General features: G+C 42.8%; 16 protein-coding genes and 1 other RNA gene. 8 read left to right on the top strand and 9 right to left on the bottom strand.

Annotated elements, in window-relative coordinates:
* Positions 1-18 precede the first annotated feature (18 nt).
* Complete coding sequence (locus tag KW060_RS13070; protein ID WP_249035832.1) at positions 19-3,639, top strand: AsmA family protein; 3,621 nt, start codon at positions 19-21, stop codon at positions 3,637-3,639.
* A gap of 5 nt (positions 3,640-3,644) precedes the next feature.
* Here the strand turns inward: KW060_RS13070 and KW060_RS13065 are convergent, their stop codons facing one another.
* The 4 genes from KW060_RS13065 to ssrA form a co-directional block, all read right to left on the bottom strand.
* Entirely contained in the window at positions 3,645-3,863 is a 219-nt protein-coding gene (locus tag KW060_RS13065) for a ribbon-helix-helix domain-containing protein (protein WP_249035831.1), read from the bottom strand.
* A gap of 9 nt (positions 3,864-3,872) precedes the next feature.
* Positions 3,873-5,483 carry a fumarate hydratase gene (locus tag KW060_RS13060; protein ID WP_249035830.1) on the bottom strand — a complete coding sequence of 537 codons (1,611 nt, stop codon included), beginning with the start codon at positions 5,481-5,483 and terminating at the stop codon, positions 3,873-3,875.
* A gap of 23 nt (positions 5,484-5,506) precedes the next feature.
* On the bottom strand, positions 5,507-6,010 hold the full coding sequence (locus tag KW060_RS13055) for an SspB family protein (RefSeq protein WP_249035829.1): 504 nt from the start codon (positions 6,008-6,010) through the stop codon (positions 5,507-5,509).
* A gap of 102 nt (positions 6,011-6,112) precedes the next feature.
* Positions 6,113-6,438: a transfer-messenger RNA gene (gene ssrA, locus KW060_RS13050) on the bottom strand.
* Between the two features lie 57 nt (positions 6,439-6,495).
* Between ssrA and KW060_RS13045 the strand changes: the two genes are divergently transcribed.
* Positions 6,496-7,290 carry a thymidylate synthase gene (locus KW060_RS13045; RefSeq protein WP_249035828.1) on the top strand — a complete coding sequence of 265 codons (795 nt, stop codon included), beginning with the start codon at positions 6,496-6,498 and terminating at the stop codon, positions 7,288-7,290.
* The gene (folA, locus tag KW060_RS13040; protein ID WP_249035827.1) at positions 7,290-7,799 is read left to right on the top strand and encodes a type 3 dihydrofolate reductase; all 510 of its coding nucleotides are present in this window, start codon (positions 7,290-7,292) and stop codon (positions 7,797-7,799) included. Before KW060_RS13045 ends, folA begins: the two co-directional genes overlap by 1 nt.
* On the opposite strand, the gene KW060_RS13035 is transcribed toward folA, so the two are convergent.
* The 4 genes from KW060_RS13035 to ilvD all read right to left on the bottom strand — a co-directional run bounded on the left by KW060_RS13035 (position 7,796) and on the right by ilvD (position 12,524).
* Positions 7,796-8,548, bottom strand: coding sequence for an SIMPL domain-containing protein (locus KW060_RS13035; RefSeq protein ID WP_249035826.1), 753 nt, complete (start codon positions 8,546-8,548; stop codon positions 7,796-7,798). The genes folA and KW060_RS13035 overlap by 4 nt on opposite strands.
* 64 nt (positions 8,549-8,612) lie before the next feature.
* A complete protein-coding gene (locus KW060_RS13030; protein ID WP_249035825.1) occupies positions 8,613-9,347 on the bottom strand; it encodes an SIMPL domain-containing protein in 735 nt (244 codons plus the stop codon).
* Between the two features lie 63 nt (positions 9,348-9,410).
* Entirely contained in the window at positions 9,411-10,670 is a 1,260-nt protein-coding gene (locus KW060_RS13025) for a threonine synthase (RefSeq protein WP_249035824.1), read from the bottom strand.
* 6 nt (positions 10,671-10,676) lie between these two features.
* Entirely contained in the window at positions 10,677-12,524 is a 1,848-nt protein-coding gene (gene ilvD, locus KW060_RS13020) for a dihydroxy-acid dehydratase (RefSeq protein ID WP_249035823.1), read from the bottom strand.
* A gap of 98 nt (positions 12,525-12,622) precedes the next feature.
* On the opposite strand from ilvD, the gene KW060_RS13015 reads away from it, so the two are divergent.
* The 5 genes from KW060_RS13015 to KW060_RS12995 all read left to right on the top strand — a co-directional run bounded on the left by KW060_RS13015 (position 12,623) and on the right by KW060_RS12995 (position 17,518).
* Positions 12,623-13,648 (top strand): threonine aldolase family protein, encoded by a 1,026-nt coding sequence (locus KW060_RS13015; RefSeq protein WP_249035822.1) that lies wholly within the window; start codon positions 12,623-12,625, stop codon positions 13,646-13,648.
* Between the two features lie 35 nt (positions 13,649-13,683).
* Positions 13,684-14,007, top strand: a complete 324-nt coding sequence (locus KW060_RS13010) for a hypothetical protein (protein ID WP_249035821.1) — start codon at positions 13,684-13,686, stop codon at positions 14,005-14,007.
* 66 nt (positions 14,008-14,073) lie between these two features.
* Complete coding sequence (locus KW060_RS13005) at positions 14,074-14,337, top strand: DUF6460 domain-containing protein (RefSeq protein ID WP_249035820.1); 264 nt, start codon at positions 14,074-14,076, stop codon at positions 14,335-14,337.
* Positions 14,338-14,397: 60 nt separating this feature from the next.
* Positions 14,398-14,934 (top strand): cytochrome b, encoded by a 537-nt coding sequence (locus KW060_RS13000; protein WP_249035819.1) that lies wholly within the window; start codon positions 14,398-14,400, stop codon positions 14,932-14,934.
* 121 nt (positions 14,935-15,055) lie between these two features.
* On the top strand, positions 15,056-17,518 hold the full coding sequence (locus KW060_RS12995) for a hypothetical protein (RefSeq protein WP_274757293.1): 2,463 nt from the start codon (positions 15,056-15,058) through the stop codon (positions 17,516-17,518).
* A 29-nt stretch (positions 17,519-17,547) separates the two neighbouring features.
* Here KW060_RS12995 and KW060_RS12990 read toward each other — a convergent pair whose 3' ends face one another.
* Positions 17,548-18,924 (bottom strand): MATE family efflux transporter, encoded by a 1,377-nt coding sequence (locus KW060_RS12990; protein ID WP_249035818.1) that lies wholly within the window; start codon positions 18,922-18,924, stop codon positions 17,548-17,550.
* Positions 18,925-19,029: the final 105 nt, after the last annotated feature.

Below are 19,029 nucleotides of genomic sequence, written 5' to 3'. Positions count from 1 at the left end.
GTGAATTGCGGGGTTTAAATGAAAAAAGTTGGCATTATTGCCGGAACATTACTTATTCTATTAATTGGCGGTGCGCTTGTCGTGCCGAGCTTCATTGATTGGAATCAGTATAAGTCGGAAATTGAAACGACCGCATCGAACCTTAGTGACCGTAAAGTCACGATTAATGGTGATTTGTCGCTTTCGATTTTACCTTCACCTGCCTTTTCCGCGGAAGATGTAATTGTATCTAATGTTGAGGGCGGTGTTGCCAGTAATTTTATTTCTTTAAAATCCGTTGATGTGAATGTTGCGTTTTTCCCTCTTTTAAGCAGCGATATTCAAGTTAAAAAATTCATTTTGGTTGAGCCTGTCATCGCACTTGAGGTTGATGAAAACGGTAAAGGAAACTGGGAATTTGGGTCTGGTGGTGATGAAAGTTCCGGCGGTGGTGGAACAGAATTAAGTTTCGAGCAGTTCCAGATTGAAAATGGCCAAATTAGTTATCAGGATCTTTCCGCAGGCACGCAGGAACTGGTTCGCGGCATTAACGCCGATGTATCTATGGAAAGTTTGGACGGCCCATTCGAAGTTGCCGGCAGTGTTCGTTATAAGAACTTGCCTGTTTCAGCAGATGTTACCGTCGGCAGAATTCGTGAAGGGCGAAAAATTCCGATTAATCTTACTGGAACGCTGCTTGATGATGATGTGGACTTCAGGTTTTCCGGTGGAGTTGATCTGTCGAATGATGCACCAATGGGTGATGGTAAAATCACATTAAACACTTCTGATATCGGTTATTTGATGGCAGCGGCTGTGATGCTTGATCCGGAAGCGGCGGATCAACCGACACCGGAATATAACCAGCCCTTATCCCTTGAAACAGAATTTGCCTATGGCGGCGATGCGGTTAATATTTCTGCACTTTCATTTGAAATGGGTGAAAGCCGTGGTAGCGGTAATTTAAAAGCGACCCTTGGCGATCTCTCAAGGTTTGAAGGCGCCCTTAATATCAATAGCTTTAATCTGGATGATTTTTTACTGGCGTCAACAAGTGATGCAGAAGAGGCTGTAACAACAAGCGAAAGTGAAGCCGATTTTTCATTTTTAAATGATTACGAGGGAACGTTTGATTTTAAATTAGGGGCCCTTGAATATAATGAAAAAATCGCAAGTCAGCTTGATGTAACCTTATCGATGACAAACGGTGGGTTTAACATATCCGATTTGAAAATGAATTTACCGGGCGGTTCGGAACTCGCCGTTGATGGAACGTTAACGGCCCCTGAAAATAAACCGGAATTTAATGGCGATGTAAAACTGGCTTCTGGCAATTTACGTGCTTTTCTTGAATGGTTGAAAGTTGACGTGACAACCATACCGACGGGGCGTTTAACCAGATTAAATTACGCTAGCGCGGTGCGTGCCGATGAAAGCGTTATTCAAATTTACGGCATTGATGGCGCACTAGATACGTTCCAGTTTAAAGGTGGCCTTTCATATGCATTACAGGACCGTCCATCATTTGGTATTGATGCAGAAGTCAGCAATTTAAATATTGATAATTACCTGCCGGAAACAGAAGAAGAAACGGATTATAAAGCGGCACTGGCGATCCTTGCGGATTTCGATGCTAATTATAATTTGACCTTGAATAACATTACAACAGGTGGTGTTACCGTTAAGAAAACAACATTAAATGGTGAACTTTTTGACGGCAGATTAAATGCCAGAACAATCAGTGTCGAGGATTTCGTAGGTTTTGATTTTAACGGATCCTTGATCGCGAGCAACTTGGGTACAGAACCGGGATTTGAAACATCGTTTAATACAACGGCAGCATCACTCGTTCCATTACAGCGAGCATACAGATTTAAAACGGAATTTGATATTGCCGAGGTTGGCGCGGTTGCCGTAAATGGAAGGTTGAACGGCACATTTTCCAATGCCAATGTTGATATTAAGTCCACGATTGGCAGCACTAAAGCGGATTTTGATGGTGTCATTAATAGCCCTGCTGGTGGCGGGCTTCCCGATATTGATAGTTATGATCTTGTCGTTTCAGCATCAAACCCGAGCCTCGTTAGCCTAATCGACCAGTTTGATTTACCGCTTGAAAAACCAGCAGCCAATGATGACCGTGCCATTACCGTAAATTCTGCCCTTAAAGGAACCATGGAAACAATTGATGTTGATGGTTCCATGTCACTTGCCGGTGCTGATATTACTTTAAAAGGAAACAGCCAGTTTACGGCGGAAAATGGTTTAAGTGCATTTGATATGGCCGTGAATATCGCTGGCGATAATATGCGTGAATTTATTCGTGGCATCGGCACAGAATTTAACCCGGCGAATAGTAATCTCGGCTCTATTAACCTTGCGATGAATGCGAGCGGTGACGCGAACAATATGTCATTTAGCAATATTGCCGGTAATCTGGGCCCGACCAGCCTTAATGGTAATGGATCACTCACCGGATTAGGGGCAGAGGGTGAAAATGCAGCAAAACCAAACTTTGATTTCACATTGGTCATTGACAGAATTCCAGTTAAAGAATTTATGGAGCCGGAACCAGAAGTTCCGGCGGATGAGGACTGGGGCAATTGGAGCGATGAACCAATGGAACTCGCCGTAATGAATGATTATGATGGTCGGATAGGTATTAATGCCGCAAGCATTGAATATGATGATTATCATTTCCAGAACCCACGTTTTGAAGCTATCCTTAAAGATGGTGTTTTAAACATCAGTAATTTTACCGGAAAGCTATTTGATGGTGATGTTAATGTTGCCGGAACCTTTAGCAGTACGGGTGACCTTAACATGGATGTTGGACTTAAAGGGGCAACCCTAAATCAGGCGACATCCATTTTTGCGGGAATTAGTCCGGTTTCCGGAACATTTGATATGACGCAAAACATAACCGGACAAGGCTTAAGCCAAAATGATCTGATATCATCGTTAAATGGTACTGGCGAAGTTGTAGCAACACCGGGCGCTATTAGAGGAATTGATATCCCGCGCATCAGTGAACAAATTGACGGTTTGAGGGAACAAAGAGGCATACTTGGTTTCTTAACCACTGCCTTATCAGGTGGTGAAACACCCTATCAAGGCGGGCAAACAACCATCACTATGAAAGATGGTTTCCTGCAGTTAAGCCCATTTGATATTCAAATGTTGGGTGCCGATAGTGCCATTAATATGGGTATTAACCTGGCGCAGTGGAAGATGAATTTAACCGGTGATATGGCATTAAGTGAGCATCCGGATGCACCACCAATTGGTATGAGCATTGCGGGTGATCTGCATAATCCGGATATTAGTTACAATACGAAAGCACTTGAAGGATATATCGGTGAAAAAATTGCGGCAAGCCTGTTGCAAAATATGGTTGAAGGCAACGGCGGCTTAAGCGATTTATTCGGTGGTGTCGTTGGTGGCACTTTACCAGGTGGACAAGCACCAGCAGCAGAGCCACAAACAGAAGGACAGGCCGCACCAGCGGAAACAGAACCACCTGCACAAGATTTCATTGAGCCGGAAATTGAACAATCTGAAGAAGCGCCAGCCGAAGAAGAAGAGAGACCGGAATCTGTTGAAGAGTTGGGTACCAAGCTGCTGGAACGTTTATTCCAACGTCCCCCACCCCCCCGGTAATTAAATTATTCTTTTAATCGTTTTAAGATAAAAACACGAATAGCGCTGCTTAAATTTGTGCGGCGCTGTTCGTCGATTTCTGTGATAAGTGATTTGATGCTTTTGCCTTCTTCCTTGGCGATTTTTTTAAGCTCAAGCCAGAAGATTTTTTCCAGTGTAACGCTGGTTTGATGGCCGGATATGACGACAGAATGTTTTTCCAATAATTCGTCGTCATAATCCATGTGATTTCCTTAGATCGCCTTGAAGAAATCGTTGCCTTTGTCATCAACGATGATAAAGGCAGGGAAATCTTTAACTTCGATTTTCCAAACGGCTTCCATACCGAAATCTTCGAAATCTAGGACCTCAACTTTGGTGATATTGTTTTTAGCGAGGATCGCAGCTGGGCCACCAATCGAACCAAGATAAAAACCACCATTTGCATTACAAGCATCCGTTACTTGTTTGCTGCGATTTCCTTTCGCAAGCATCACCATGCTGCCACCTGCTTTTTGGAAGGTATCAACATAACTGTCCATACGGCCTGCTGTGGTTGGACCAAATGATCCTGATGCATATCCATCCGGTGTTTTGGCCGGACCCGCATAATAAACAATATGATCTTTTAAGTACTGCGGCATTGGTTCGCCGTCCTCTAATTTCTTGAGGATTGCCGCATGGGCAAGATCACGGGCCACAACGATGGTACCTGTTAATGAAAGACGTGTACGGATCGGATGTTTGCTCAGTTCCGCGCGGACCTCATCCATCGGACGGTTAAGATCAATGCTAACCACTGTATCGCTTAGGTTATCTTCGGATACTTCCGGCATAAAGCGGGCAGGGTCACGTTCCAATTGTTCAAGGAAGATACCGTCTTTGGTAATCTTGCCTTTTGCCTGACGGTCAGCGGAACATGAAACACCAATACCGATTGGAACCGATGCACCATGACGTGGCATACGAATAACGCGAACGTCATGACAGAAATATTTACCGCCGAACTGGGCGCCAATGTCAAAATCCTGCGTCATTTTCAGCACCTTTTCTTCCATTTCAGGGCAGCGGATGGCTTGACCGAAATCACTTCCTTCTGTTGGAAGGTTATCCAGATAATGGGTACTGGCCATTTTAACGGTTTTAAGGTTTTGTTCCGCGCTTAAGCCACCAATGACGATCGCAAGATGGTATGGCGGACAAGCTGCTGTGCCAAGCGTTCTGATTTTTTCATCAAGAAATTCAGTAAGCTTATCTTCACGAAGGACCGCTGGTGTTTGTTGGAACAGGAACGTTTTATTGGCGCTGCCGCCACCCTTCGCGACGAATAGGAAATGATATTCGTTGCCCTCTGTCGCGTAAATATCCACCTGTGCCGGGCCATTTGTTTTTGTGTTGGCTTCTTCAAAAAGGCTTTTTGGCGCAAGCTGTGAATAACGTAAATTTGTTTGCGTATAAGTATCAATCACGCCTTGATTTAATGTTTCCGCGTCATTGCCATCGGTCCAGACATATTGTCCTTTTTTACCCATGATGATGCCGGTGCCGGTATCCTGACAACTTGGTAAAATCATACTGGCGGCAATATTCGCATTTTTAAGAAGTTCTGTTGCGACAAAGCGGTCATTGTCGGACGCTTCCGGGTCATCAAGAATGCTTGATAGTTTTTCAAGATGTGTTGGACGCAAAAGATGAGAAATATCTTTCATTGCTTCCGCGGTTAAAAGACGGATGCCTTCCGGATCAACTTTTAGAATTTCTTTGCCGTCAACCTCAACGGTTGAAACATAATCGGATGTAATTTTGCGGTATTCTGTATTGCTCGGGCTTTGAGCATACATGTCAGTATATTTTGGAGATGTCATAAGTAATCCCGGTATTTAATAATCTATTTCTTATTACGGAAAGCATCGAGCGTGACGATGTTGTCTTTTTCTTCAGATGCTTCATCTGTTGCCGCTTCATCATCATCTTTTGCTGCAACATTTGCTGTTTCTTCTGTTGCTTCTTCCTCGATCTCTTCTGCTGTTTCGTCAACTTCAGTGTTAAAATGAAGCCCGAAATCAACGCTTGGATCAAAGAAACCAAGAAGTGCATCAAATGGAATTTTAAGATGTTCTTTATTGCGGTTGAAACTTAGTGAAATTTCAAAAAAATCTTCTTCAACATTTAAATCCCAGAACTGGTTCTGAAGAACGATTGTCATATCGTCTTCATAACGTTCCCTTAAGTAAGGTGGCATAATCACGCCGGGATGTGTTGTTTGAAAGGTAATATAAAAATGATGTTCGCCCGGAAGGCCAAGTTTTTCAGTATCAGTTAAAATATCACGGACAACGCCAATCAGGGCGTTTTGTACCATTTCGTCATATTTTATAATGTTGTCGGTCATATTAATTGCTTACTTCTTTTTTCGACTCTATATTTTCCGGATTATAGCCCCAACACCAAATCGGTGCTAGTCATTTTCGATATTTGATTTTGCATGGAAAATAGTGGTGGGCTTCTGTTGCTAGGTGCCCACCGAACCCCGCGTAGCTAAACTTATTAAGCTGCTACAGCAAATGCTTCGTTATCGTTTGCATTTGTAAATTATGACCCGTCACAGCGGTATCATGCTGAGCAAAAATCATATCTTTATCGCGCACGTCGATCCTAATTCGCCCCCATTATGCCCATATTTTCAATAGGTTAAGGTAATGGTGGAGGCGCCGGGTACCGCCCCCGGGTCCGATACGTTTATTCCATATAACAGTTTATTGCCATAGTCGGTTGCCCGACACCCTATATATAAGGTGCATTGCACAAAATTTAAATAGATTTGAACAAATTTTTATGTCATCTATGTATCATACTTAATTTTGATAATGGATACTCATGAAACAATATCTTGATTTATGTCGCCGCATTCGCGATGAAGGCACCACCAAAGATGACAGAACCGGTACAGGCACCAAAAGTGTTTTTGGTCATCAAATGCGTTTTGATCTTTCGGAAGGTTTTCCGATGGTCACCACGAAAAAACTTCATTTAAAATCGATTATTCATGAACTGCTTTGGTTTGTTGCCGGTGACACCAATATCAAATATTTAAAAGATAACGGCGTGCGTATCTGGGACGAATGGGCCGATGAAAATGGTGATCTTGGCCCCGTTTATGGCCATCAATGGCGTTCATGGCCGACACCAAATGGTGAAACGGTTGATCAGATCACGAACCTGATTGATATGATCAAAAATAACCCGGATAGTCGCCGTCTTATTGTTAGTGCATGGAATGTTGCGGATGTGGATCATATGGCCTTGCCACCATGTCATTGCTTGTTTCAATTTTATGTGGCCGATGGCAAATTAAGCTGTCAACTTTATCAACGTAGCGCCGACGTATTTCTGGGCGTGCCGTTTAACATTGCGTCATATGCGCTGCTGACCATGATGATTGCCCAAGTATGTGATCTGGGGCTGGGTGATTTTGTTCATACGTTTGGTGACGCGCATTTATACCTTAACCATTTGGAACAAATTGATTTGCAATTAAGCCGTGATCCAAAACCATTACCGACCATGAAAATCAACCCGGATGTGAAAAGCATTTTCGATTTCAAATTCGAGGATTTCGAGCTTTGCGATTACGAAGCCCATCCACATATTAAAGGATTGGTGGCCGTATAATGGTTAAAGTATCGCTTATTGTTGCTGCCGCAGAAAATCGTACCATTGGTAAAGACAATGATATGCCATGGAAGATTTCATCTGACTTAAAATATTTTAAAAAAGTCACCATGAATAAACCAGTGATCATGGGCCGTAAAACGTTTGAGAGCATCGGAAAACCTTTACCCGGCCGCACCAATATCGTTATCACCCGTGACACAGGTTTTACCCATGAAGGGGTGATTACTGCACACAGTGTTGAAATGGCACTGGATGTTGCACACGGTATGGCCGAAATGCGAAAAGAAAAAGAAATCATGGTGATCGGCGGCGCACAGATTTATGCGCTCACCTTACCGATTGCAGATAGGCTTTACCTAACCCGCATCCATGCGGAAATTGAGGGCGACGCCCATTTTCCGGAACTGGATGAAAAAGACTGGCTTGAATATTCCCGCGAAGATCATTCAAGAGGTGAAAAAGACAGCCACGACCACAGCTTCATTGTGTTAGATCGGATTAGTTAATTCTCCAGTTGGTAGACAATAGAAACTTTTGATTTGGTTTTTATTTTGCCTGGCTTAATGGGAATGTTTGGAATTCTAGCTTGGCTGAGCATTGCTGCACCACTCATTCTATAATTATTGACTGCGTAATTTACTGGGTCGGTTACTTTTCCGATATCTCCTTCGGTAATAGTACAAATTTCTCCTAATCTATTTCCTGAGAGTTTAGTGAATTGTTCTGCTTTATTTTGCGCTTTAAGAAATGCCGCCTCTCTTGCTTTTGAAAGAAGAACTTCTTTTTGTGATGAGGAAAAATTAATTTGAGATAATAAATTTTGGCTTCCATTCATGACCTTATTCGCTATCTCTTCGATGTTTTCAATGTTTGTTGTTTTGAATGAAACAAACGAGCTGCCTTTGAATGATGTGATTTCCGAATTGTTACCTCTTGGGTAGGGTTCAAGACCGTACATTGGCGAAATATTCAAGCCGCCAGTTTGTATGTCTGCTTCATCAATATTTATACTTTTTAGAATATTGATGACCTTATGTGTATTTTCTGCGAGTTCATTAAGGATGATTGTTTCATTTTCGTTATTAGCGATAATTGAAATTCTTAATTCTGCTATATCCGGAATGCTTTCAACTTCACCTTCGCCCTCCATGATAATTACTGGTCCCTGGCAATAAGATGCGAGCTGTGCAAAGCTTACGCTTGCAAGAAAGCAGTAAGATATGATGAATGTACAAATAGAAATGATAGTTTTCATTATGGCCTCCCAAGTTAGTTAATGAAATGTTATAATATCACATTTTTAACATAGAGGCAAATAGCTACTTTTCCAGTTGATAAACCACCGATACCCGTGCAGACGTTTTCATAAGACCCGGTTTAATAGGAATATTAAGGCCGCCTTTCATGGCTGGGGCGGATTCCATGGCCATCATATCTGATCTGCGGTTTATGGCGAAGGGTTGAATGTTGGTGAAAATTTGGTTTTCGCTGATGGTGCAAATTTGGCCTAATTTATTGCCGGAAAGTTCTGCATATAATTTGGCTTTATGATGAGCTTTTTTAAACGCTTTTTCGCGGGCTTTGTCTTCTAAATTTTCTGCATCCGATGATGAATAGGTAATGTTTGAAAACAGGTTATCACTTCCCGCCATCACGCCGTTCATAAGGTCGGAAATTTTCTTTAAATCAAATGTTTTAAAATAAACCCGCGATGTGCCGCTATATGCAATGATTTCCTGACGGTTTCTTGGATTATAAACGGGATTGATATTGATGCTATCGGTGCGGATATGTTCATCTTTAATATTAAGGTCTTCTAGAACATCCACAATTTTCTGAAGATTTTCTGATAAATCCTGTAATGCTTCGCCTTCGGTTTTGCTTTCGCTTTTTACATTCAGCATGACTTCGGCGATATCGGGAACGCTTTCCACTTCACCTGCCCCTTCCATACTGATAAGCGGGCCTTCGCACTGCGCGATTTGTTGTGCAGATGCGGTGTTTGTCATTATAAATGCAGCTACCGGAAGCATAAAAAGAGATGATTTGATCATAATAAATCTCCAAATAATTAAAGAATATTTTTAAGTTATTCGCAGATTATGTCAAATTCGTGATTACTTAAACTGTCCGTAATCAATTGGTTCATTTTTATCGAGGAACTGATCTGTTTCCGGCATCGGATATTTTAGCCCCGTTGCGCAGTTAAACAGAATAACTTTGTCATCTTTGCTCACTTGCCCACTTTCAAGGGCCATTTCCCACGCGGCGAATGTTGCGGCCCCTTCTGGGCAGAGCAGCACACCATCTTGTTTCGCGACACGGTCACGGCAATCAAAGATATGGTCTTCTTTAACGGCAATGGCAAAACCACCACTTTCACGTACGGCGCGTAGGATCAGAAAATCACCCACGGCAACGGGAACGCGAATACCCCATGCTTCGGTGAAGGCATCATCCCAAAGCGGGGCATGTTCTTCACCGTCATCATATGCTTTTACGATTGGGGCGCATCCTTCTGCTTGTACGGCGACCATTTTTGGCCGTTTGCTGCCAATCCAGCCAAGTTTTTCCATCTCATCAAAGGCTTTCCACATACCGATTAGGCCAGTGCCGCCACCGGTTGGATAAAAAATCACATCCGGCATTTCCCAACCGAGCTGCTCCGCAAGCTCAAGGCCCATGGTTTTCTTACCTTCGATGCGATATGGCTCTTTTAAGGTGGAAATATCAGCCCAGCCCATTTCCTCTTTGCCCTCGAATACGATTTTGCCGCAATCGTTGATCAGGCCGTTGACCGTATAAACATCCGCGCCCTGAAGTTCAATTTCACGAATGTTCACAATCGGGGTGTCATCCGGGCAAAATACGGTTGTTTTTAGCCCCGCGTAACTGGCATATGCCGCAAGTGCCGCACCGGCATTGCCGTTTGTCGGCATGGCAAGATGGGTTTGCCCCAGTTCTTTGGCCATCGCCACAGCCATTCCAAGGCCACGTGCTTTAAATGATCCGGTTGGAAGGCGCCCTTCATCCTTTACAATGATATCATAACCATCAGGAACGGATGCTTTTAACGGGATCAGTGGCGTCATCACTTCACCAAGGCTGGTGACCGCATCACCCGTGTTCACTGGCAATAATTCGCGGTATTTCCAAAAACCGCCCGGACGGGCTTCAATTTCTTCTTTGGTGACGCTGTTTTTAATGGCATCAAGATCATAACGAACCAGTAATGGTCTACCTGCTTCTGATAATCCGTGGATTTCACCAGCTTTATAATCATCCTTTCCTGTGATTGAACATTCAAGGTTGGTCACGAATGATGCTTTTGCATCATAAAGGTCTTTGGTGAATTTATATTCCACGGAATTGGTCATTTATATTTATCCTTTTAAGTGATCAAGACGGCGCACGGCACCTTTATCAGCGGATGTTGCCATCAAGCCGTATGCTTCAAGCGCTTTTGAAACCACGCGTGTGCGAATTTCGGTTGGTTTCCATGCGGCACTACCGCGACCGTTCATAATATCGCGGCGTTTCGCAAGCTCTTCATCACTGACATCAATGCGGATTACACGGTTTGGAATATCCACTTCGACGATATCACCATTTTGGACAAGTCCGATTGCGCCCCCTGATGCTGCCTCTGGTGAAACGTGACCAATGGATAAACCGGAAGTACCACCGGAAAAACGGCCATCAGTGATCAGCGCGCATGCTGTACCTAATCCCATGGATTTCAGGTATGACGTCGGGTAAAGCATTTCCTGCATTCCCGGTCCGCCGCGTGGTCCTTCGTAACGGATTACGACGGCTTCACCGGCTTTTACTTCGCCGCCGATTATGCCTTCCACGGCACTATCTTGGCTTTCATAAACGCGGGCTGGTCCCTTGAATGTGAAGTTTTCTTCTGCGACGCCCGCTGATTTAACGATACATCCGTCTAACGCGATGTTTCCTTGCAGTACGGCCAAGCCGCCATCCTTGGAATAGGCGTGTTCAACGCTACGGATACAGCCGCCTTCACGGTCTAGGTCAAGCGTATTGAAACGTTCAGATTGTGAGAATGCTTCTGTGGTGCGGACACCACCCGGGGCGGCTTTATAAAAATCCTGTACGTCTTCGGGTGCGTCGCGGTTTACGTCAAAATAATCGATGACTTCGCCGATTGTACGACCCTGAACGGTTGCACAGTCGCGGTGAATAAGGCCGCCTTTTTCCAGCTCACCCAAAATGGCGATAACACCACCGGCGCGGTGAACATCTTCCATATGATATTGCTGTGTGGCTGGTGCCACTTTACAAATATTTGGCACGACTTTGGATAATCTATCAATATCATCCATATCGAAATCACATTCGGCCTCGTTTGCGGCGGCAAGTAAGTGAAGAACCGTATTGGTTGAACCACCCATGGCGATATCAAGTGACATGGCGTTTTCAAATGCTTTGAATGATGCGATGTTACGCGGCAGCGCGCTTTCATCGTCATTTTCGTAATAGGCTTTGGTCAGATTCATGATTGTTTTGGCTGCCCCAAGGAACAATTGTTTTCGGTCAGCATGTGTTGCAAGCGCGGAACCATTTCCCGGTAACGATAAACCAAGTGCCTCGGTCAAGCAGTTCATGCTGTTGGCGGTGAACATGCCGGAACATGAACCGCATGTTGGGCATGCGGATGCTTCAACTTTATTCACTGTTTCATCATCCACATTTGGATCAACGGCCATCACAATCGCATCCACAAGATCAAGACCGTGATTAACGCCTTCTGTTTTTCCGGCTTCCATTGGGCCACCGGAAACAAAAACAGCAGGGATATTCAGACGCATTGCTGCCATCAACATGCCTGGGGTGATTTTGTCACAGTTTGAAATACAAACGAGCGCGTCGGCACAATGGGCATTGGCCATATATTCTACACTGTCGGCGATTACTTCGCGGCTTGGCAGGGAATAAAGCATGCCGTCATGGCCCATGGCGATGCCGTCATCGACAGCAATGGTGTTAAATTCTTTTGCAATGCCGCCGTATTTTTCAATTTCACGGGCAACCAATTGGCCCATATCTTTTAAATGGACATGTCCCGGTACAAATTGTGTGAAGCTATTGACCACAGCGATAATAGGTTTTCCAAAATCATTATCGGTTACCCCGGTTGCGCGCCAAAGGGCACGGGCACCGGCCATATTGCGGCCATGGGTTGACGTTTTGGAACGATAAGCAGGCATAATCAGGTCTTCCTATTCAAGAATTTAAAAAAACACTGTAATAAATAACCATTTTATGTCATTTGTCGATACATAAGTGATCGAAAAAGGAGCAATTAATGCGCAGTGATAACCTATCTGGTGTTTCTGAAAAAGTAATGCAGGCTATTATTAATGAAAATAACGGTCTGGCACTGGCATATAGTGAAGATGACGTCACGGCGGCATCACAGGAAAATTTACGCGCATTGTTCGAAAATAAAGATCTGGTTTCTTATAATTTGGTGACGGGGACGGCAACCAATACATTAATTCTTGCAACACTTTGCCCAACATTTGGTGCTATTTTTTGCCATGAAAAATCACACATTTATGCTGACGAATGCGGCGGGGTTGAATTTCAGACGGGCGGCGCAAAGCTACACCCGATTTCCGGAAAAGACGGAAAAATGATACCGAGTGCAATTGAGGATGCAATCGGTCATTATATTATTGATGAACCACATCACAGCCAGCCGGCTATTATTTCAATTGCAAACAGCACTGAAGCCGGAACCATTTATTCACCAGATGAAGTTGCCGCCATTTCAGAGGTTGCAAAAAAGCATAATTTAAAACTGCATATGGACGGGGCAAGATTTGCAAATGCAGTTGTTGCAAATGGGTGTAGCCCAGCGGACCTTACGTGGAAGGCGGGTGTCGATGCACTTTCATTCGGGACAACAAAAAATGGGACACTTGGTGCAGAAACAGCAATCTTTTTTAACGCATCTGATGATAAAGGATTTGTTTATCGCCGTATGAGGAGCGGACATCTTGTTTCAAAATCACGGTATGTTTCAGCGCAAATTAATGCCTATATTGATGATAATCATTGGCTTGATAATGCAAAGCACGCCAATGATATGGCAGATAAATTGAAAGGCGCTATTCTTAATTCATCGGCCATTGACCTGCTTTATCCAATGCAGACAAATATTTTATTTGTGAAAATGATACCGGCATTAAACAAGGCGCTCGAGGAAAGTGGTGCCGTTTATTATTCATGGGGCGTGGATGATTTGGTCGGTGCCAGGTTTGTAACGGCATTTAATACCCCAGAAACCGATATCGAACGTATGATTGAAGTCATCGGCAATTTTTGATAACATGCTGTAACGTAAGACAAATTGGATTATGTATGAGAAAAATTGTTGCTCTTATAACTTTATCATTGTTGCTTATTTCCTGTGATAATAATCAGGAAAGAAAGAAAAAATCGCTGGAAGAACGTCTTGTGGATAGTTACGCGCAAACGGAACAAGATGTGCGGGACCGTATTGACATTATCGTTAAGGCTAGCGAGGAAAAGGATTACATCCTCGCGATGAATGAGCTTGGAATGCTTTACCGGACTCGAATAAATTCAAAAGAACAAATACAGGCAATAGAAATGTTAATGACGGATCTTCGCATCGCGATGGAGACCGAAGAATTGGAAGCAAGAAACGCCAGATCCAACTAATCTATTGACATATCACGTAAAAATACCTCAATATCCCAATATAAAATTGTTCTGGCTGGAAAATACATGGATAAAACAACATCGACATTAATCTGGAAACTTATTATTGCCTCACTTTGCGTGGGGCTATTGTTAAGCTTTTTTAATATCGATCCTGTTGAATTAATCAATAATGTGCCGGAAACATTAGGACGCATTCTCGAAGTCGTTCTTGATGTGATAAATTGGGCTGGCAAATACATCCTGCTTGGTGCGATCATCGTTATACCGATCTATGTTATTTTTAATTTCAGAACAATTTTTGAAAAACTTTTCAGCAAGAAAAAGTAATAAGCCGTAAATCGGCGCCAAAAAATTAAGGGTTCACAAAATAATCGGAGGATATTTTTAATGTCTGTTAAAAATACAAGTAATTCATATGGATCGGTCGCCAAATTGTTCCATTGGGGAATGTTTCTTATTATTGTCGGCCAATATTGGCTAGGCGGAAATTTCAAGGATGAAGCATACGAAGGAATGGGCCTTGCGGGGTATCATTTCTCTGTTGGTATTCTTATTTTATTTTTAATGCTACTTCGTTTTGGGTGGCGTGCGAAAAATCCGGTTCCAGAAATGCCGGAGGGAACGGGTAAATTTCAAACATTAGGGGCTCATAGCCTTCATATTTTATTTTATATATTGCTGGTTGGATTGCCACTTTCTGGTATTGTAATTGTTCAGGCAAAAGGCGGCAGTCCATCATTGTTTGGCCTGTTTAATTTCCCGAAATTAGTTGAAAAAGCTGAAAGCAGTGCGGAACTTGCAGCAACCATGCATGGTACATTTGCAAAAGTAACGATCGCATGTATTTTGCTGCATATCATTGTAGCGTTATTCCATCATTTCGTTAAGAAAGACAATGTCTTAAGTCGTATGAAGCCATGGTAAAATTACATTGAATATTTAATAATTAAGGGTCCCGCGGGGCCCTTTTTTATTCGGTTGACTGTCCATGGATTTTGTATAAAATCCTGCATGTAAAGCCATTTTTATTTATTGGGGGGATGTTATGCAAAGTAACACGTCTATTGATTCCAAATTAAAATTTTCAAATAATTTAAAATTAAAACGCGGCGGCATTTTGATGGCGTTATTGCCTTTATCTGCGTGTGGTGGTGGTGCCACCACAGGTGGTGGAGGTGCGCCCGCGCCGACACCAACGCCAACGCCTGGCCCAGCTCCTGCAACACAAACAAATTTTACTGAAACGGCTGCGAATACATATATTGCTGATGATGGTGATGATAGTACGCTTGTTTTTGTTGAAGCAACAGAAGATCTGTCGATTACATCAAAAGGCGGTGATGATAGCATTTCCAGTGGTGCAGGTGCTGATGTTATCGAAGCGGGGGATGGCAATGATATCATCCGCGGCGGTACAGGTGCCGATGATATTTCCGGCGGTGATGGTGATGATATTATTGTGTTGATCGGTTCAACAACTGCCGGTGAATATTCAGCTAGTGATATTACCAATCCTGCGGGCACCGGGACAGATTTATCATCCGTCATTACGCTGGACACATTAAATGGTCAGGTGACAGAAGTGACCGCAGGTGAAACCATCGATGGTGGTGCGGGTAATAATACATTGGTAATTTACGGCGAAGTTGATTTGACGGGCATTACGCTTAGCAATGTGACTATATTATATGTTAATTCAGATGTTTTAATGTCAATTGATCAATTCAATTCATTAGAAACCATAGATGGTGATGGTACGTCAATAATTCGTATTGAAGCGGCGAATGGTGGCGTTTTAGATTTACGTGGAAAATCAATTACCGATTTAGGGAAAATCCATATAGATGGCGATATCCAAATACTTGTAGATGATAAATCTGATTTTGCAGGAATTGCAAATGTATCCGTTTCTGCTGGAGGCACAATTCAACTAAAATTTACAATTACTGATGAATTGCAGGATGTTTCGTTAGAAGAAATTGCCGCCGTATTCGATCAGGCTCTAATCAGTGGAAATGTAGCTGATATATATAATATTTTTGGTAACCAAAAAGGATATCAGCTTTACACAGAGAGAAGTAACTTTGATAGCGATTTAAGCAATGATCTTTTGGCAGATCATATTGAATATGATGGAATTTCTTACAATCATTTGTTTTTATCAGGCGACATTACAGGAGAAAATGTTACTGAATTCAATCTATCAACGGGTGATTTATCAGGAATTGACACTATTAGTTTAAGTGAAATTGGTCGTGAATCTATCACTGTTAATGAGCAAAATATCCATGATTGGTCACTTTATTCGTCTCCTAGGTCATCCATAAGAATTTATGGTCATTCGGATGATTTATTAAATAGCGATTTTGACTTTCCATTTTCATATAGTTCTATTTCAGGAATAAATGGATTTGCATATATTTATACCGATCCAGATACAGGAAGCTATTTTAGAATTTCTGCTGATTTGGCAGTTGCCAGCGGCTTTGAAGTGCCTGATTCAGGTTTTACACAGACCGATACTTTTGAGTATACGGCAAATGTTTCTGATTCAAATGTAAACCTTAACTTAGCGTCAGAAAGTGACGGGTATACGGTATTGGGGAATGACATCAATAATAACTATATTATGACAGGCAGTGGTGATGACATTATCACCTTGGGCGACGGTCGTGGATTTGTATTTACGGGAGCAGGCAATGATGTGCTTAATGGTGGTACCGGGCATGATTATTTGCGTGGCAAAGAAGGTGATGATGAGCTTTATGGCTTTGGCGGGAATGATCGTCTTTATGGTGGCGAGGGGGCAGACATCATTGATGGTGGAGCAGGAATGGACACTGTAAGTTATTTTGATAGCAATGTTGGGGTAACAGTAAACCTAGAAACAGGCGAGGCAAGCGGTGGTTTTGCAGAAGGCGATACAATTATTAATGTTGAAAATATTAGCGGATCTGAAAGATTTGATAACAATTTAACTGGTGATAGTGGAAATAATGGCTTAACTGGGGGGGCTGGAAATGACATCATTAATGGTGGTGATGGTAATGACACTTTATTTGGTAATGGTGGTCAGGATATCTTAAATGGTGAAGAAGGAGATGACAGATTTTCATTGTATGAGTGGCATGATGACTTAATGCAAACCGTTTTTGATGGTGGAGCTGGTACAGATGTCGTTTGGGTTCTTCCTGAATTCACCGATATTCCATTTGAAATTGATTTCGCAAATTATGATTTTAGAAACATAGAGCAAATTAGGTTAACTCCTGATGTAGGAGAGGAAAATGAATATATAACGATTTCGTTGCAGGATGTCATCGATATGACAGATGAAAATATTGAATTATATATATTCAACGGTAGTGTAACGGATACCGTTACATCAACCGGACAGGGTTGGGTTCAACAAGCTGATCAGAATATTGATGGTATTGATTATGATGTTTATACCGCTGGTGGTGCAACGCTTTATATCGAAACGGATATAACGCAAGATATCTCATAAATTAGGTAAGGGCCCTGAGGGGCCCTTTTTTATGTGCTACGTAATTTATTGATTGCGCTTTTGATCCAGATATAGGCAACAATACCCGCGATGGCATTTGATGCACTGATGAATATAAATGCGGTTTCAAGGTCATAATATTGCGATGCAAAATAAAAGAGCGGTAATTGCAAAAAGAATACCCGTAGGCTTGATATCATCACACCGGGCATTGGTTTGCCGATGGCGTTAAACATGGCATTCACACTCATCACCATGCCGTAAAGACCATAAGAAATCGGCACATAAATAAGATATGCGCGTGCAAGATTTACGATATCTGCCTCATCACGGAAAAGGCCGGCTAGTTCGGTTGCAAATAATCCAAGAACAACGGCTGAAACAGCGCCAAATGCCAAGCAGAAAAGCATGACTTTGGTAATACATTCATCAATCCGTTCAAAATTATTGGCGCCTAAGTTTTGACCAAGGAATGGCCCAACAACGGCAGATAGGGCAAAGAATATAACAAGCGCCAGCATTTCGATGGTGGTCGCCAAATGGGTTGCGGCCACAGCATTATTGCCGTATGTGGCAACAAGGGCGATGATCATCGCTTGTACAATCGGGATGATCATATTTGTGCCCGTGGCAGGAATGCCCACATGCATAATACGTCTTACTGATTTTGTGAAATCTTCGAGGGTGTCCCCCTTAAAACAGATCACATGAAATTCAAACTGAAGTGAATATAAAATATAGGCGAAACTGACAAAGCGGGTGATGAGAGATGCCCAAGCCGCGCCAGCAAGACCAAGCTCAGGGAACCCATAAAGTCCAAAAATAAGTAACGGATCAAGCACAGCATTACCGAATGCTGAATAAAGCATGATCTTGCCTTGTAGTTTGGTGTCGCCAAGGGCGCGCATGATGGCGCTTCCGGTCATTGGGAAAATGATGAAAAGTGCCGTGAAATACCAAATATGGATATATTCCTTGATCATCGGCATCACAGAATCATCAGCGCCCATTGCCCTGAATAAGGGGTCCACGGTCATAAGGCCAAAAATGGTGACGGCGATGGATACAAGGAAAGTAAGAATTAATGTATTGGTGGCCAGTTTTTTGATCTCGTCTTGATCACCGTTACCGGCAACACGGGCAATAACAGATGTGACACCGGCACCCATGCCGATGGATACAGCAACAATAATCATGGCCACACGGGTGACAAACCCCATTGCGGCGACCTCATCCGTACCAAGCTGGGCAATGAAATAATTATCCACAAATGTGAATGACATGCTGGCTGCGATCCCCAGTGTCATAGGAAGAGCCATTCTGATTAGATGTTTATGAACCGGCCCTGTGGTGAGGTCTACCCGTCTTGATTTTTTCTGGGGCTTGGCTGCCGCTGCGTCTGACATTTAATGAATACCTGAATTTAATAATTATCGGAACATTAGATGGTGTTATTGGTCATAAAGTCAATAGGGCATATCATATATTAATTATGCTGTAATTTTTAAAAG

The sequence above is a fragment of the Pseudemcibacter aquimaris genome (genome assembly GCF_028869115.1).
Classification (GTDB): Bacteria; Pseudomonadota; Alphaproteobacteria; order Sphingomonadales; family Emcibacteraceae; genus Pseudemcibacter; species Pseudemcibacter aquimaris.
Note: the sequence above shows the minus strand (reverse complement) of the source record. Positions and strands in the feature narration are given on the sequence as shown.